This window comes from Kitasatospora sp. NPDC032150 (genome assembly GCF_055579945.1).
In genome coordinates, this window is record NZ_JBVIMH010000059.1 from 1 (window position 1) to 15,743 (window position 15,743).

The 15,743-nt window shown below is 70.7% G+C and carries 14 protein-coding genes; 6 read left to right on the top strand and 8 right to left on the bottom strand.

The window, feature by feature from the left end:
• Nucleotides 1-349 precede the first annotated feature (349 nt).
• Complete coding sequence (locus tag ACZ5ON_RS34570; RefSeq protein ID WP_465601176.1) at nt 350-772, top strand: hypothetical protein; 423 nt, start codon at nt 350-352, stop codon at nt 770-772.
• 1,372 nt (nt 773-2,144) lie between these two features.
• Here the strand turns inward: ACZ5ON_RS34570 and ACZ5ON_RS34575 are convergent.
• Together ACZ5ON_RS34575 and ACZ5ON_RS34580 are read right to left on the bottom strand one after the other, a co-directional pair.
• Entirely contained in the window at nt 2,145-2,867 is a 723-nt protein-coding gene (locus tag ACZ5ON_RS34575; RefSeq protein ID WP_465601178.1) for a hypothetical protein, read from the bottom strand.
• A gap of 24 nt (nt 2,868-2,891) precedes the next feature.
• On the bottom strand, nt 2,892-3,332 hold the full coding sequence (locus tag ACZ5ON_RS34580) for a hypothetical protein (RefSeq protein WP_465601180.1): 441 nt from the start codon (nt 3,330-3,332) through the stop codon (nt 2,892-2,894).
• A gap of 129 nt (nt 3,333-3,461) precedes the next feature.
• Between ACZ5ON_RS34580 and ACZ5ON_RS34585 the strand changes: the two genes are divergently transcribed.
• A complete protein-coding gene (locus ACZ5ON_RS34585; RefSeq protein WP_465601183.1) occupies nt 3,462-4,232 on the top strand; it encodes a class F sortase in 771 nt (256 codons plus the stop codon).
• Between the two features lie 100 nt (nt 4,233-4,332).
• Here the strand turns inward: ACZ5ON_RS34585 and ACZ5ON_RS34590 are convergent, their stop codons facing one another.
• Nucleotides 4,333-4,617: a hypothetical protein gene (locus tag ACZ5ON_RS34590; RefSeq protein ID WP_344635699.1), complete on the bottom strand. Its 285-nt coding sequence runs from the start codon at nt 4,615-4,617 to the stop codon at nt 4,333-4,335.
• 239 nt (nt 4,618-4,856) lie between these two features.
• On the opposite strand from ACZ5ON_RS34590, the gene ACZ5ON_RS34595 reads away from it, so the two are divergent.
• Nucleotides 4,857-5,255, top strand: coding sequence for a hypothetical protein (locus ACZ5ON_RS34595; RefSeq protein ID WP_465601185.1), 399 nt, complete (start codon nt 4,857-4,859; stop codon nt 5,253-5,255).
• A 17-nt stretch (nt 5,256-5,272) separates the two neighbouring features.
• Here the strand turns inward: ACZ5ON_RS34595 and ACZ5ON_RS34600 are convergent, their stop codons facing one another.
• The 4 genes from ACZ5ON_RS34600 to ACZ5ON_RS34615 form a co-directional block, all read right to left on the bottom strand.
• Complete coding sequence (locus ACZ5ON_RS34600; protein ID WP_465601187.1) at nt 5,273-5,422, bottom strand: hypothetical protein; 150 nt, start codon at nt 5,420-5,422, stop codon at nt 5,273-5,275.
• Nucleotides 5,415-6,050, bottom strand: a complete 636-nt coding sequence (locus tag ACZ5ON_RS34605; protein WP_465601189.1) for a hypothetical protein — start codon at nt 6,048-6,050, stop codon at nt 5,415-5,417. The genes ACZ5ON_RS34600 and ACZ5ON_RS34605 overlap by 8 nt, the downstream gene beginning before the upstream one ends.
• Nucleotides 6,051-6,134: 84 nt before the next feature.
• The gene (locus tag ACZ5ON_RS34610; protein ID WP_465601191.1) at nt 6,135-6,407 is read right to left on the bottom strand and encodes a twin-arginine translocation signal domain-containing protein; all 273 of its coding nucleotides are present in this window, start codon (nt 6,405-6,407) and stop codon (nt 6,135-6,137) included.
• Between the two features lie 54 nt (nt 6,408-6,461).
• Nucleotides 6,462-8,297 carry a stealth family protein gene (locus ACZ5ON_RS34615; protein ID WP_465601194.1) on the bottom strand — a complete coding sequence of 612 codons (1,836 nt, stop codon included), beginning with the start codon at nt 8,295-8,297 and terminating at the stop codon, nt 6,462-6,464.
• 365 nt (nt 8,298-8,662) lie between these two features.
• On the opposite strand from ACZ5ON_RS34615, the gene ACZ5ON_RS34620 reads away from it, so the two are divergent.
• From ACZ5ON_RS34620 to ACZ5ON_RS34630, 3 genes are all read left to right on the top strand, one after another.
• Nucleotides 8,663-9,715 (top strand): hypothetical protein, encoded by a 1,053-nt coding sequence (locus ACZ5ON_RS34620; protein WP_465601197.1) that lies wholly within the window; start codon nt 8,663-8,665, stop codon nt 9,713-9,715.
• Nucleotides 9,712-12,582, top strand: coding sequence for a stealth conserved region 3 domain-containing protein (locus ACZ5ON_RS34625; RefSeq protein WP_465601200.1), 2,871 nt, complete (start codon nt 9,712-9,714; stop codon nt 12,580-12,582). The genes ACZ5ON_RS34620 and ACZ5ON_RS34625 overlap by 4 nt, the downstream gene beginning before the upstream one ends.
• Nucleotides 12,583-12,705: 123 nt before the next feature.
• On the top strand, nt 12,706-14,730 hold the full coding sequence (locus tag ACZ5ON_RS34630) for a PIG-L family deacetylase (RefSeq protein WP_465601202.1): 2,025 nt from the start codon (nt 12,706-12,708) through the stop codon (nt 14,728-14,730).
• Nucleotides 14,731-14,879: 149 nt separating this feature from the next.
• Here the strand turns inward: ACZ5ON_RS34630 and ACZ5ON_RS34635 are convergent.
• The coding region (locus ACZ5ON_RS34635) for a DUF8189 domain-containing protein (RefSeq protein ID WP_465601205.1) at nt 14,880-15,743 on the bottom strand (864 nt) is incomplete at its 5' end.

Below are 15,743 nucleotides of genomic sequence, written 5' to 3' on the forward strand. Positions count from 1 at the left end.
AGGGGGGACCCTGTGGGAGAGTAGGACGCCGCCGAACAATTTTTAGTGAAAGCCCCTCCCGGGGATACCGGGAGGGGCTTTCCGCATTTCCGGGCTTTCCGCATTTCCGAGCTTTCAGGGTCGAGGTGGCTGTCAGGCACGAGGACCTGCGGCCACTCACGGCAAGTCCGGAAGTTCCTCCAGGCGCTCTCCAGCAGGTTGTGTGCCTGAGGAGCGCTCAACTACTCGGCGGTGCTGGACGGTTGAGCGCCTGGCGCCATTGCCGGCTTCTCCGTGGGGAGTACGCCGGGCAGAACGCCAACTCGCCGTACACCGAAGGCTGACCACGGAGGCCGGAGACTGCCGCCTCATGAAAGCGATGCTCTGGGAGGATGCCGCAGTGACGAGTCCGCAGGAATGGGAGAGGCTCCGTCGTCTGCGGTTCGGGCAGCGGCTCCAGGGGACCGTGGTCCGTGTGCCGCGCCCTGGGGCGATCGGGGTCTTTGTGGATATCGGGCTTCCCGTGAACGGCTTCGTCGATGTGCTCCTGCTGCCGCAGGATCCTGCTCGGTGGCCGGCGGAGGGTACGGTGTCGGACTTCGAGGTCTGGTGGGTGGATGACCGGCCCCAGATCCGGCTGAAGCCGGTGGCTCCGGAGTTCCTGCGGGAGGACTTCGCAGAGTGGCTCGGGCAGTGGAGGCCGGGATGGCCTGCCGAGGCCGGCCTGCCCGTGATTGCCGGGGGACCGCCACCGTTGTGCAGCCGACTGGGTGAAGTGCTCACGGACTGCTGAAGGCGAGGTGCACTTTCGGCCTCCTACTCTGTACTGAGGTGGCCCCGGAGAAGCCGTGAGCCGCGCTGGAGGACTCCGCGATCACCGGCGTGCTCGGTCGGGCATGCGAGGTGCGGTCGCCTGACCGCCCCGGCATGTGGTAGGTGGGACCTCTGGCAGGGGCGAGCCGACGGCAGTCCGCTTGGCAAGATCTCCGTCCTGCCATCGAGGACGCTCCGCGTCCCCTGTGCGACACGCCATCCTTCTCCCCCGTGGGCCCGGGCCGCCGCAGGGGTGGGAATACTTGCCGCGCCGGCAGCGACACGCCGTACCAGGTCCGGTGTCCGACACGCGGGCCGAGGTCTCGATCGACGCGCCTGTCTGACGGCGTGTCGCCAACCGTTGATTTGTCAGGAAGGTCCGTCAGTAAATGGCATCCGGGCCGTCAACTCATCGGATTGCACACCGGGTCGAGTGATCGTTGTCTTGCCGTGCGACACGCCCGACACGCCCGGGCGGCCTTGCCACCGGTCGCGGCGTCTTCGGCGAGTCGCACGCCTCGCCCGACTCGCCGGAGGCCGTTGCGGCTCGGCAGGCGGGAGGCTTTCAGCAGCGCGCTCCTCGCCCTGTCGTCCTCATCCGGCGGTCGAAGAGCGGCGCGGCCGGCCAGCTGCGAGGCCGTCAGACCGCACGGCGGCGGTGGCCTGGTGGCGCCGCTGGCCCTGGCCTGCTACGGGCGCTCCGGGCCGGGCTGTGCCGGTTCGGTGGGTAGGAGGCCCATGGCCGGGCCGGAGAGGCGACAGGGCCGCTCTCGCGAGCTCCGCGTGGACGTGCTCGCGGCGCAGCCGGGCGTGCCCTCCGGGCAGCCTGGCGTCGGGCTAGCTGCCGGTGGCTAGCCCGCCAGGAGTCGCCCAGGGGCGTCCCGGGTTGCGCCGCGGGCGCCGCGTCTCGACTGAAGGAGGGCGGCGCGCACCGGCTACGGTGCCCGGGTTCCGGACGGCCCTGGAGGCGGCCCGGGCGCACCCGCAGGAGGCTCGCGGACGTAGTCGATCAAGCGGGATCCCGCACCTCCGAGGGGGCCGAACTGACGGGTCGGGAATCGACGACTGGTCAGCTCTGGTGGGACTTCAGCTGTGACAATCCGGGCGATCGCTCGGGGATTTGAGGAGTCGTACGGTGTGCTTGACGGTCCGGCGACCACAGGGGCTTGGTCCACCAGGGTGAGAGTCGGAGCGAGTATGCGAGATTGCCCTCGGTGGTGATCGTTTTGACCGGCGATCCAGGCGTTTCCGCAGGCCGGAGCCCTGGAATGGCTCTCGGCTCCCGGCCGGCGTTGGCGGAAACGGGTGAACGAAAGGCTCCGAGCGCGCCAGAATGTGAGCATTTCATACCACTAATGGCGGAATGTCCGGTGGCGAATCTCCAAAAGATGACTGACGGTGAGTGAAGCGCCACGACGAGACATCGAGCTGACACTCCGTCTGCCCTCGTGGTGGTGCGGAAGGAAGAGGCACCAATGCGTTCCACGCGCCTTATGGTGACCGGAGCGGCGCTTGCCGCCTCGCTCGTCCTTACTGCCCCTACCTGCGCGTTTGCCGACGACACTCCCAAGCCCGACGCGAAGGCCAACGCTGCACCTGAGAAGAACGACCGCCACGATGGTGACCGTGACGGTGACTGCGGCCGTGGCCGTGACGAGAACTTCCGCCATGGCGGTGTTCACGCCGGTGGTGGCTTCCTCGGCCTCTCCGCTCAGACGGGCGGCGACCACGAGGGCAAGGAGCACGGCCGCGAGGGCGGCCGGGAGCACGAGCACGGTCACCAGCACCGCAAGTGCGGAGACTTCCACCACGGCGGTGTTCACGCCGGTGGTGGCTTCCTCGCCCTGTCCGCTCTGACGGGCGGCAACAGCGATGAGCACAAGGGAGACGATCACGGCAGGGACAACGGCCGTGAGGGCGGCCGGGACCACGAGGGCGGCCGCGAGGGCGGTCGCGACCATGAAGGTGGTCGTGAGGGTGGTCGCGAGCACGGTGAGGATCACGGTCGTGAGGGTGGCCGCGAGCACGGTCGGGGCCACGACCGTGGCGAGGACTTCCACCACGGCGGTGTTCACGCCGGTGGTGGCTTCCTCGCCCTGTCAGGGCTGACCGGCGGTAACAGTGACGAGCACGGGGACAACGGCCGCGAGGGCGGCCGGGACCATGAAGGTGGCCGTGAGGGCGGCCGGGACCACGAGGGCGGCCGCGAGGGCGGCCGGGACCATGAAGGTGGTCGCGAGGGTGGTCGCGAGCACGGTGAGGATCACGGTCGCGAGGGTGGCCGCGAGCACGGTCGGGACCACGGTCGCGAGGGTGGTCGCGAGCACGGTCGGGACCACGGTCGCGAGGGTGGCCGGGACCGTGACCGCGAGGAAGGAGATCACCGTCACCCGCACGGTGGTGTCCACGCGGGCGGTGGCGGTCTGACCAAGTCCGACTCCGGGCTGATGGGCGGTGGCGCTCTGCTGCTGGGCGGAGCCGGGCTCAGTGCATACGCACTGCGCCGCCGTGCTGCCTCCCGCAGCGTGATCTGAGCCCATCGCACGATCTGAGCTCACCGCCACTGGGTAGTTCCGGTGCGGCCGTCGCGAAGTTGCGATGGCCGCGCCGGCGCGTGGCAGACCCAGTAGGCAAGCCGTCGATGGGCTCTTCAGGAAAGGCATTGCAGGATGGAGTCTCACTCCGCGTCGGATCCCGAGACAGATCAGCAGCCCGAGGGACGTACCCGCAGGCCTTGGCTGTCGCTCTTCGGCATCGGGATGGCCGTCTTCGGCATTCTGATGATTTTCAAGCCGCTGAACGGGTCGCTGGCCGTTGCGCCGCTGCCCCCGAAGTCGGCTGCCGTCCCCAAGACCGCCGCTGCTCGGCCGGTGCCGTCGCAGACGTCGGCGGCTCAGCCGGGCCCCGCTCAGCAGGGCCCCGCCCAGGCCAAGCCCCCGGAGGCCGCGCCTTCGCCGTCCAAGCCGGTGCTGGGCTTCTCGCCGCCGAAACGCCTGAGAATTCCCGCCATCGGGGTGGACGCCCCCTTCACCGAGCTGGCCGCGCAGCCCTCCGGTGAGATCGCTCCGCCCCCGGCCGACGACAAGAACCTGGTCGGCTGGTTCAACGGCAGCGCCTCGCCGGGCGAACTCGGTACCTCCGTGGTCATCGGCCATGTCGACACCAAGACCGGGCCCGCGGTCTTCGTGGGGCTCAGCGCTGTCCAGCAGGGGAGCAAGGTCGAGATCACCCGTGCGGACGGTGTCACCGTGACGTACGTCATCGACAACATCGAGGCCTACGCCAAGAAGCAGTTCCCCGACGAGCAGGTGTACGGGGAGGCCGACGACGCGCAGCTCCGGCTGATCACCTGCGGTGGTGCGTACGACCGGAACGCCATGGACTACACCGAGAACGTGGTGGCCTTCGCCCACCTGGAGGGCTGGCAGCCCAAGACCTGACAGTCCGACCGAGTTACCCGCCCGCGGTACCCGAGCGGTGCGTGGATCCGGCCCAACTGGTGCTTCAGGCACACCGGTTGGGCCTGATCCTTGTCCGGGGTCAGTGCGGCGGCAGGCGGCGGCCCAGTTCGGAGATGAAGTCGTCGTAGACGGCGACGAGATCGTCGAGGTCGACCATCTGCGGGAAGTCGATGACCGGCTGCCGTTCGGCGAGGAACTGCGCCGCCTCGCGCACCACGCGCTGCTCGTCGGCCTCCGGGAGCCGGAGTTCCGCCAGTACCGCCGGGCTGGCCTGGAAGCGCGATTCGATCACCTCTTCGCTGACGTGGGCGCGCACGAGGTAGTCGTGATCGCCCAGTGGCTCGACATCGAACTGCTCGGACATGGATGACCCTGCCTTGTTTCGAGCGAGATTGTTGTGGTGGAGCGGAAGCGAAGGGCCGAGGCGGTCTCCGCCTGCCCATCATCACCCAGCGGTGCGCCATTTCGCCGGCGATCACGCTTTCGTGTGGCGGCCGCGCCTCCGGCGGTGGTGCGTCCCCGAATCACTCGGCCGGCAGTGGTAGGTGTCGCTTCGTCAGGCGCGGATCCGCGCAGGTCGTCGGCCTAGGGAAGAGGGAGCGAATGGACAGGATGGTACGGGTGTGTCTGGCCGTGGTGGCGATCGTGGGTCTGTTCGGCACAGTGGCCCCGGCTGCCTTAGCACGGCAGGAGACCGCCCAGGTGGCGGGGCGGGCGGGGGCCCAGGCGGCGGGCCAGGTGGCGGGCCAGGTGGCGGGCCAGGAGGCGGGCCAGGTGGCGGGCCAGCGCCAGGTGCCCGCGCAGCGCGATTGCCTCCCCGGGGGCACCGAGGACAAGTGCCTGTGGGACGGCGGCCCGACCGGTGACGGCTTCGGCGATGAGCAGGCATGCCGGAGTGCGGCGGAGCGCTACCAGGAGCAGTCCGACGACAGTGGCGATGGCTACGAGTTCGGGTGCGAGGACGCGTCCGGCAACGACCGCTGGTGGGTGATCCAGTACTGAGCCGGGGCGGACCCGGCTCACCGGCGGTGGTGGTCGCGTCCGAGTGGACGGTCCGGTTCGAGGACGTCGCCGCGCCGGGCCACGACCTGGGCGGAGGCGGCCGTGCGGCCCCGGCCGCGGTCGGCGCCGTGGGCAGCTGCCCGGGCGGGGAGGGCCGGGTCAGTCATGCGCCGGCCACTCGAGGGTGCGCCGGAGCGGGGCGGTGATCTGGAGCGAGCTGTCGAAGGCGGCGACCAGTGCGTCGGCGGAGTCGGGGGCGTACCGGCCGGCCCAGTCGGCGAGCAGCAGGAGGAAGTCGGCGAGGTCCTGCTGCACCCCGGCCAGCAGCCGGCGGAGCGCGGCCCTGGGGAGCTCGATCACAGGCCCGGGACGCTCCTCGTCGGGATGCAGGCGAATGGTCTCGCCGGCCTGTTCGGCCCATGGCATCGGGTCGTGGCCGAGCCACATCTCGCCGCCGTCGGCGACCTCCAGCCAGGCGCGCCAGTCCTCGAGCCCGCAGCAGCAGCCGGGGTTCAGTGTCGTACCGGTGGCGGTGTCCTGGACCCGGAGCCCGCCGGGGGCGACGAAACCCTCCTCGTGCAGCAGCGGGCTCAGGTAGGCGGCGGCCGGGTCGGCGGGGTCGGGGTCGGCCCGGTTGTGGTTGTAGCCCGCGATGGTGGCGACGGCCGCGCCGACCCCCTCGTCGTCCAGCATTCCGTTCAACGGCACGAGCTGGTACGGCGGCTGCTCGGCCACCGGCCACAGCTCGAAGGCGTCGAGCGCACCGTTCTCCAGTACGAGGTGTATGACGATCACCGGCCCAGTCTGGCCGACATCGGCCCGGTGCGCCGCCGATATTCCCCCGTGCCGCTGCCGTGCCCGTTCCGGTGGCCGGGCGGCTCAGTCGAGGTCGAGGGCGTTGGGAAGGCCGTTGTGGTAGCCGCGCTCGGCCGGTTCGTGGGCGGCGCCGAGGCCGGACACTCCGCCGCCGAGCACCGCCACGCTGCCGGGTGCCCGGCCGCGCCGCGGGGGAGGGGCGGCGGCCCGCGTCTCACCGAGCGGCGCCGCGGCCAGCACGCCGCCGAGGCTGCCGGCTGCGGCCAGGAACCGGCGCCTACTGTGCCCGGGGCGGTCGGGGTACGGGTCGGGAGTGGCTGTCGTTCGTGCTCGCACGCACTGCCAACGACCCCGCGGCGGATCCGCAACGGCCGTGCCCGTGCGGCCGGTTCAGGCCCACTTCTCGAAGGGGCTCGGGACCGGGAAGTACGCGTCCAGGAAGGGCTGCAGCAGCTCCAGTTGGGCCGGCAGGTCCTTGCGGTCCGAGACCGTGTCGTTGATGCAGAACACGTCCAGGTTCCGGGTGGCCAGGATCCGGGCCAGGCGGCGCGAGGTGCTGTCGTGCATCAGGTCCAGGTAGGCGTAGGCGATCTCGGAGGGGACCGCTCGGCCGCTGTGGTAGCCGTAGTGGTGGTGCAGCGAGGAGGCGACCGAGAGGTCGGACGGGCCGCGGAACCTGGTGGTGGCGGTCTCCCGGTGCTGCTCGGCGAAGCGCTCCTCTATCTCCAGCAGGACGTCCCGGCGCAGCGCGTGCGGTACGTGCATCATCTTCTGCACCAGGGTGGTGCCGAAGTCCTGCTGGATCAGCTGGCGGTTGTTCTTGGCCGCGGCGGCGACCGGGGGGTCCTGGACCGAAGGGGTGCCGAACGGCACCATCGCCTGGGAGGGGAAGAACTTGGTCAGCCCGTTGGAGTGGAAGAACAGCTGTGGGATGACCGGCCGGCCGAGGAAGACGTCGTCGTTGAAGTAGAGGAACTGCTCGGACAGGCCGGGTATGTGGTGCAGCTGGCTCTCGATGGCGTGCGAGTTGAAGGTGGGCAGGGCCTTCGGGTCGGTGAAGATCTCCCGGTGGCTGACCACGGTGATCCGCGGGTTCGAGGTGTCCAGCCAGGACGGCACCTGGTCGGCCGTGACCAGATAGACGTGGCGGACCCACGGCGCGTTGAGGTGCAGTGAGCGCAGCGAGTACTTGAGCTCGTCGCGGCTCATGAAGCGGGCGTCGTTGACGGCTTCGGGGTTGTAGGAGGCGGCGGTGCCGTTGGCGGCTGCGCGGGTCGCCTGCCACTTCGGGTCGTTGCTGTCGACCCAGGTATAGACCACGTCCACCGGGAAGCGGATGTCCTCGGGCAGCGCGGCGGTGAACGGGGCGCGGGTGGGCAGCTCGTCGCCGGGGCTGCTCCAGGCCGCCAGCCTGGTGAACAGGGCGCCCGGCGCGGGGGTGGTCGGCTCGTCGGCGTCGACCTGATCGGTGACCCGGTTGCGGCGCGGGGCGATCAGTGCGCCGTCCTCGGCGTGCCAGAACTCCACGTCGCAGCCGTACTCGTGGCCGAGCAGGTAGTGGCCGTCCTGGTCCGCCTGGAACCAGGTCAGCCGGATGACCTCGGCCTGTTCGACGGTCCGCCAGCTCTCCGGCTCGAAGCCGGGCAGCGAGGTGGCGGGTGGCTGGTCGCCGGAGCGCGGCGGGACGGAGAGGTAGCCGGGGACCCTGGTGCACAGTGCCTGCAGTGCGCGCAGGGCGGCGGCCCGGTCGGCCAGGGTGACGGCGAGCACCGAGGAGGTGTCGGCCAGGCCCCGGACGGCGAAGTAGCGGATGCCGGCGCCGTCCAGCGCGTCGCGGACCAGCTCGAGGTTCCGCGCCCGGCAGCTCAGCGGGTCGAGGTCGGCCCGGATGCTGACGATCTTGCGGTCTTTGCCGATCTGGGCCAGGCCCACCTCGCCGGACTCGAAGAACTGCGGGTGCCGTCTGGCCAGGCGCCCGCCGTCGTCGAGGCGCTGCTGCATCGAGAGCGAGCGGGAGATGGTGTGGATCACCCGGGTGCGGGTCTCGTGCGAGATGTGCTTGGCGATCGCCGCGCGGCTGCGCTCGGGCAGGATCCGGCGGTAGGCGTGGACCAGCTTGGAGTGCTCGGACTTCAGGACTCCGACGGCGCTGCCCCGGGACGCCGGGGTGCTGGGTGCGCCTGGCGAGGTGGAGTCGGAGTTCTCCACGGCTGTCAAGCGATTCATCGCTCCCCCAACACTTCTGCTTCACCATCAACCACGGTGCGCGCGGAGGACCGAGTTGCCGCCACCGCTCCCGATGGCGTCGGCGGGACCGCGTGTGTGGGTACGGATGGCGGTCCTCGCTCGCCGCTCACACTGTCATTTGATTTTGCCGTGTGTCAACCGGAGGAACACTGCGCCGTAAGGAGGGGGCCGCGTAAGGGGAATGTCCGTTTTGGCAAACTTCGTCCCCGATAGAGTGGGGCGTCGGGCCCGGAGGCGAGGAAGTCCCGGGATCTGCCGGTGACTTAGCATGGCTGCTCCCAGCACCCGCACGAGTGCCCGAATCGACAGCCCGGACCTTCCGGGGAGAGCCCTAGGAGGTCACGGTGGCCGAGCAAGTACACGCCCTGCGCGTGGTCGGCCGTTCCGGAGTGCTGGCCTGGCGCAGGTTGCCGGTCAGCCAGCTGCCCGACCGGATCCGCCGCAAGGCCGGCCGGCACGTGGCCGCCGGCCGGGACCACCTGATCCACTCCGTGGTGGCTCCGCGCGCCGAGGGCACCGCCGCCGTGGTGAAGTACGCGATGGTGCTGGGCGGCCACAACCTCAACGTGCACGCCCTGCTGCCGCCGGGCACCCCGGCCGACGCCAGGGCCGAGCTGACGGTCGGCAACGGCAGCCGGCACTTCACCGTCCCCGCCCGGCTGTCCGCCGGATCCGGCGGGCGCCCCGGCGTCACGGTCTCCGCGCTGCTCGGCGAGCAGGTCGGCGGCCTCCCCGTCACCGACGGCCGCTGGTCCCTGGCGCTGAGGATCACCACCTCCGGTGGCGCGACCGAGGAGCTCCGGCTGATCGGCGTGGGCGAGACGCCGACCCTCACCGGGCCGAGCACCGCGCTCGTCGCCTGCCCGGTCAGCGGCCTGTCGATGCACACCGGCGTCTCCCCGTCCGGCCGGCTCAGGCTCAACGTCTCCGACCCCGCCGTCCGCGCCGTACTGGTCCGCACCGTCCGCCGGTTCGCCGGGCTGCAGCTGGACTTCCGCCCGCCGGGCCCGCGCGGCCGGCTGGAGGCGACCGACGGCCGGCAGACGATCGCGCTGACCGTCGAGCCCGTGCCCGGCAGCCCCGAACTGCTGCGCTGCACGCTGCCGCTGGACCAGTTCCAGGCCGCCGGCAAGGGCGCCAACTGGAGCTTCCGCTGGGTGGGCGAGAGCGGCCGCAGGTACTGGCTGCGCCGCCGCCCCGACGACCTGCGCCCGGTCCGCGTGATGCTCAACACCGGCGTAAAGCTGGTGATCGCGGACCGCAAGGGCCGCCTACACTACGTGACCCAGCGCCACACCATCCGCGGTATCTACCGGTTGTCCTTCAGCCCGGTGCCCGGACCGGCCGCCCCGGGCCAGCAGTCGAACTCCACCGCCACCACGGGATCGCTCACGTGAAAATCACCTTCCTCCTGACCAGCGCCGACACCATGGGCGGCACCGAACGGGCCATCCTGACCGCGGCCGAAGCCGTCGCCGAGCTGCACCAGGTCGAGGTGCTCAGCGTCTTCAAGACCCGCTCCAGCGGCTTCTTCTCCACCGGCGGCAAGCTGAAGATCCGGAACCTGGTGGACAACACCGGCCCGGTCCCGCGCCCGGTCAAGGGCGCGGACCTGGACGACGCGGTGTACCGCCGGCTCGCCGCCCAGCCCAGCGAGCTGGTGGACCCGGCCTGGGAGCGGTCCTTCAACCGGCTGTCCGACCTGGAGGTGGAGCGGGCGCTGCGCGACACCGACTCGGACGTCCTGGTCGCCTCGACGCCCGCCCTGCTGGCGCTGATGGTCCGGGTCGCCCCGCCGTCCGCGATCACCGTCTGCCAGGACCACCGGGTCTCCGAGCTGCGCGGCGTCAGCGGCGCCCCGCTGCTGCGCTTCGCCCCGCACCTGGACGCCCTGATCGCGCTGAGCGAGCCCACCCGGGCCTGGTTCGCCGAGACCTTCGGCGAGTACGCGCCCAAGCTCACCGTGCTCGGCAACGCCCTGCCCGACGGTTACCGTCCGGCATCCTCGCTGGAGACCCGCACCATCACCCTGGCCGGCCGGATGGTGGCCGAGAAGCAGATCGACCACGCCATCCACGCCTTCGACCGGGTGGCCGCCAAGCACCCGCAGTGGCGACTGCGGGTGCTCGGTGACGGCCCGCTGCTTCGCAAGATGCGCGAACTCGCCAGCACCGTCGGCGCCGCCGACCAGATCCAGCTGGTCGGCTCCACCCAGCACATGCTGGAGGAATGGGCGCAGGCCAGCGTCTGCCTGCTGACCTCCAGGGTCGAGGCGCTGCCGCTGGTGCTCGCCGAGGCGCAGGCCGCCGGCGTCCCGGTGGTCGCGTACGACTGCCCCAACGGCCCGGGCGAGATCGTCACCCCCGACGTCAACGGCCTGCTGGTGCCGGCGGACGACATCGAGGGCCTGGCCGAGGCGCTGGACCGGATGATGTCCGAGGACGACACCCGGCACGCCTTCGGCGCCGCCTCGCTGAAGGCCGCCGCGCGCTGGTCGGCGCCCGAGGTCGCGGCGCAGTGGAGCGAGCTCTTCCAAGGTCTGATAGCCGACCGTGACAGCGGCCGGCTGGTCGCCGCCCGCCGTCGCCGCCGCGCGCTGGCCGAGTCCGCCCGGGGCGCCCTGGGCACCGTCGGCGCCGAGCCCTCCCGCGCGGTCGGGTCGATCGACAAGGTCGGCCAGAAGGCCCACGAGGTCCGGATCGAGGCGCAGAGCGGCGGCACCGTGATGCGTGCCAGCGGCCACATCTGCCAGATCGCGGACGACCTCTCGCCGTTCGACGTGATGCAGGCCAACCTGGACCTGACCGTCGACCTGCTGGACGAGCTGGGCATCCCGTACGTGATGACCAGGACCACCGCGCTGCGGCACAGCCTGGCGGTGGCGGTCGAGTACCGCGAGAAGCTGCTGCGGGCGATCAACGAGCGGTACAAGGACGCTCCGGTGTACGTGAGCCTGCTGGACGCCCGGGGCGGCACCAAGGCCAACGTCCTCGCCGCGATCCTCGACCAGTACCTGCCGGCCGCCGGCTCGATGGCCGCGCTCCGGCTGTTCCGCCCGGTCACCACGACGGCCGGCACCATGCGCCTGACCGGCGTCTACGGCTGCACCGTGGCCTTCACCACGCCCAACAAGGACGACGCCAGGCTGCTGGACGTCCCCGGCGGCACGGTCTACGGCGCCACCCTGCCGGCGGCCGCGCTCACCGCGACCGCCACCCTCAAGGTCGGCGACCGCAGCTACCCGACCATCGAGGCCTTCACCAAGACCCTGCCGACCGATGTCGACTTCCCCGTCGACGTGGTCTACACCTGGGTGGACGGCAACGACCCGGCCTGGCGCGAGCGCAAGAACAAGGCCCTGGTCGAGTTGGGCCTCGCACCCTCCGAGACCGACGGCTCCTCGGACGACGCCCGGTTCCGCAACCGCGAGGAACTCCGGTACTCGCTGCGCTCGCTGGACATGTACGCCCCCTGGATCCGCACCATCCACCTGGTCACCGACGACCAGGTGCCGCACTGGCTGGACACCGACCACCCCCGGGTGAAGGTGGTCAGCCACCGCGAGATCTTCGGCGACACCGGCAAGCTGCCCAGCTTCAACTCGCACGCCATCGAGAGCCGGCTGCACCGGATCGAGGGCCTGGCCGAGCACTTCCTGTACTTCAACGACGACGTGTTCATCGGCCGCGCCCTGGGCCCGGACGCCTTCTTCCTCGGCACCGGCCAGGCCAAGTGCTTCCAGTCGCCGACCACGGTCGACCCGATGGAGGTCCAGGAGGGCGACGAGTTCGCCTTCATCGCCGCCAAGAACAACCGCGCCCTGCTGGAGCGGGAGTTCGGCCGGAGCCTTGCCAACACCTTCCTGCACACGCCGCACGCCCTGCGCAAGAGCGTCCTCGCCGAACTCGACGAGCGCTTCCCGGACGAGGTCGCCCGCACCGCGAAGGCCCAGCTGCGCAGCGAGACCGACCTGGCCATCGCCTCCTCGCTGCACCACTACTACGGCATGTTCACCGGCACCAGCGTGGCCGCCCCCATCTCCAGCGGCTTCGTCAACGTCGGCCTGCGGGTCCAGCACCCCAAGCTGGCAAGGCTGTTGAGCCTGCGTCCGAACGACGTGTTCTGCATCAACGACTACCACAACGCGGACGTCTCGGCCGAGGAACAGGCGGACATCCTCTCCGTCTTCCTGCCGAGCTACTTCCCCGTGCCGAGCCAGTACGAGAAGGGCACCGTCCGCAACAAGCGGCTTGCCCGAGGCTGACACCGACCGGCAGCAGGATCCGCGAGACGCGGGCCCTGCTGCCGGTTCCGTTACCGGTCCTGTCAGCGGTCCAAGACGGATCCTGGCCGTACGCTGCCACGGAGCAGAGAGAGGGACGAGCCGATGACCGACATCGCGCCCGGCGGACTGTCGTTCCTGCACGTCGTCGCCCACCCGGACGACGACCTGTACTTCATGAACCCGGAGATCGCCCGGTCGCTGCGCACCGGTGCGCCGGTCACCGGCGTCTACCTGACCAGCGGTGACGCCGACGGCCACAACCACCGGTACGGCACGCTGCCGCACGAGCGGGGCCCGGCGGACTTCGAGAGCTTCGCCCGGGCCAGGCAGAACGGCCTCAAGGGCGCGTACGCGGCCATGGCGCTCGGCGACCGTGCCGCGCGCTGGTCGCCAGGCATCCTGACCGCGCCCGACGGGGCGCAGTTGGAGACCTTCACCCTCGAGGGAGCCCCCCAGGTCCGGCTGGTCTTCCTCAACATCCGCCAGCAGGGCACCGCGAGTGACGGCCAGACCGCCCGGCTCCGCATGCTCTGGGACGACACCGTTCCCGACGTGCCCACGCTGCTGCCGACCGGCACCGAGCTGCGCGAGAGGGGCCGCTACACACGCGCCGGGCTGGTGCGGACCCTGGCCTGGCTGTTCGACACCTTCCGGCCGACCACGGTCCGCACCATGGACCCGGACCCGGACCACCAGGTGCACGACGCCCAGAACCGCCAGCACCACGACTACGGTGACCACTCGGACCACCAGGACCACACCGCCACCGCGCAGTTCACCTGGCTGGCGCTGCAGTCCTACACCGGCCCGGGAGGAGCCGGGCACTTCGCGGTGGAGGCGTACCGGGGCTACTACAACGAGCGCTGGGTGCCGAACCTGATGCCGGAGGCGTACGCGGCCAAGGAGTTCTATCTGAACATCTACGGCTGCGCGGACGGCTACGACTGCGGCGACCCGGCCGGCGGCGGTGACTACACGGTGGCCTTCTCGGTCCGCGGCACCGGCTGGGCCCAGGCGACCCGGCACCGGTACGTCGGCTCCACCGACTGGCTGCGCACCGGCCCGGACGGCCGGCTCACCGCGTTCGGTGTGCTCGGTCAGCGGGTCGTCCGTTGGCTGGAGTCCGCTCCTGGCAGCGGACGCTTCGACGGCCCCGAACTCCTGGGCCTGGACGGTCCGGTGGCGCCGCGGCTGGCCATCGACCTGACGCCGGACGGCCGTTGGCAGCTCTTCGCGACCCGGTTGACCAGGCTGAGCCACGACCCGGAACAGCAGCTGCGCGAGATCGTCCACAGCTCGCAGTCCAAGCGCGGCGGCGCGTTCGGCCCGTGGACCAGCCTCGGCAATCCCAGCCCGACCGCCTACCGGATGCGCCAACTGGGTACCCCGGCGGTCGCCCGCGACGGCAAGGGCCGACTGCACCTGTTCGTCCGCAACTGGGGCAAGGGCGTCAGCTCCCGGGTGCAGAACCGGAAGGGCGCCTGGAGTGAGTGGCTGGACCTGCGCGGTGGCGCGATCCAGGACGGCCTGACGGCCGTCACCGCTCCGGGCGGCACCATCGACGTCTTCGGCGCCGGCCGGGACCGGGTCTTCCACTGGTTCCAGTCGAGCAAGGACTCGGACGTGGTGCTGGCTCCGAGGTTCCGGCTCACCACTCCGGCTGATCCGCCGACCGCGACCATCGCCGACGGCCGGGTGCAGGTGTTCTACCGCCGTCCGGAGACGGCCGGCTTCTACGCCGCCGCCCAGTCCGACCACAAGGGGAACTGGAACGACGGGCCGGCGTACATCACCGGCCGCGGCGGCTTCGGCCCCCTCACCGCGGTGCCGTCCCCGGTGGTCCCCGGTGCCGTGCTGCTGGTCGGCCGCAACGACTTCGCGGGTCTCGGCTACCAGTTCCGACCCCTGCCGGGCGGCGCGGCCGCAGCCGACCGCGTGCCCGGTGACGGCAGTTGGACCGATCTGCCGGCCCCGCTCGGCGGTCTGGTGCATTCGCCCAGCGCGGCCTACGACAGCACCGGCCGGGCAGTGATCGCCGTCCAGGGGTCCGACGGGCGTCTCCATGTGTGCCGTCAACTCGCGCCTGGTGCCGGTCCGTTCGGCGACTGGGTCAGCGCTGCGTCGTAGGAGCTGACGAGCGGCGGCTGCGCCCGGAAGCGAGCGACCGTCCGGTATGGCTGTCACCTGGGCTCCGGGCCAACGCCGCCGCGGAGGGCGCCAGGTGCGCCGAAGCCCCCGGCTCAGACAGGTTCTGGCCGGGGGCTTCGACGTGTGTGTTACAGGCCGGTCTGGTTGGTGAGGCCCTGTTCGGCCCAGTTGTTGTCGTTGTTGTAGTCGACGGTTTCGAGGAGGTCGCGGTCGTTGGGCTTCTGGGTGAAGACGTGGATTCCGCCGGTGGAGTCGAGGGTGGTGGCAGCGGAGCCGGTCATGGCGTAGGTGTAGCCGGCGCGGTCGGAGAGGTTCTCTTCGCCCCAGTTGTTGTCGTTCTTGTAGTCGACGGTCTGGAGGAGTTCGCCGTCGTTGGCCTTGCGGGTGAAGACGTGGATGCCGCCGTTGTTGTCGACGACGGCTGCGGGGGAGCCGCCCATGGCGTAGGTGTAGTTGGCGCGGTAGTTGAGGATTTCCTCGGCCCAGTTGTTGTCGTTCTTGTAGTCGACGGTTTCCATCAGCTGGCCGTCGTCGGCCTTGCGGGTGAAGACGTGGATGCCGCCGGCCTTGTCGACGACTGCGGCGGGTGAGTCGCTCATGGCGTAGGTGTAGCCGGCGCGGTTGGACAGGCTCTCTTCGGCCCAGTTGTTGTCGTTCTTGTAGTCGACGGTCTGGAGGAGTCCGCCGTCGTTGGCCTTGCGGGTGAAGACGTGGATGCCGCCGTTGTTGTCGACGACTGCGGCGGGTGAGCCGCCCATGGCGTAGGTGTAGTTGGCGCGGTAGTTGAGGATTTCCTCGGCCCAGTTGTTGTCGTTCTTGTAGTCGACGGTTTCCATCAGCTGGCCGCCGTCGGCCTTGCGGGTGAAGACGTGGATGCCGCCGGCCTTGTCGACGACTGCGGCGGGTGAGTCGCTCATGGCGTAGGTGTAGCCGGCGCGGTTGGACAGGCTCTCTTCGGCCCAGTTGTTGTCGCCCTTGTAGTCGACGATCTC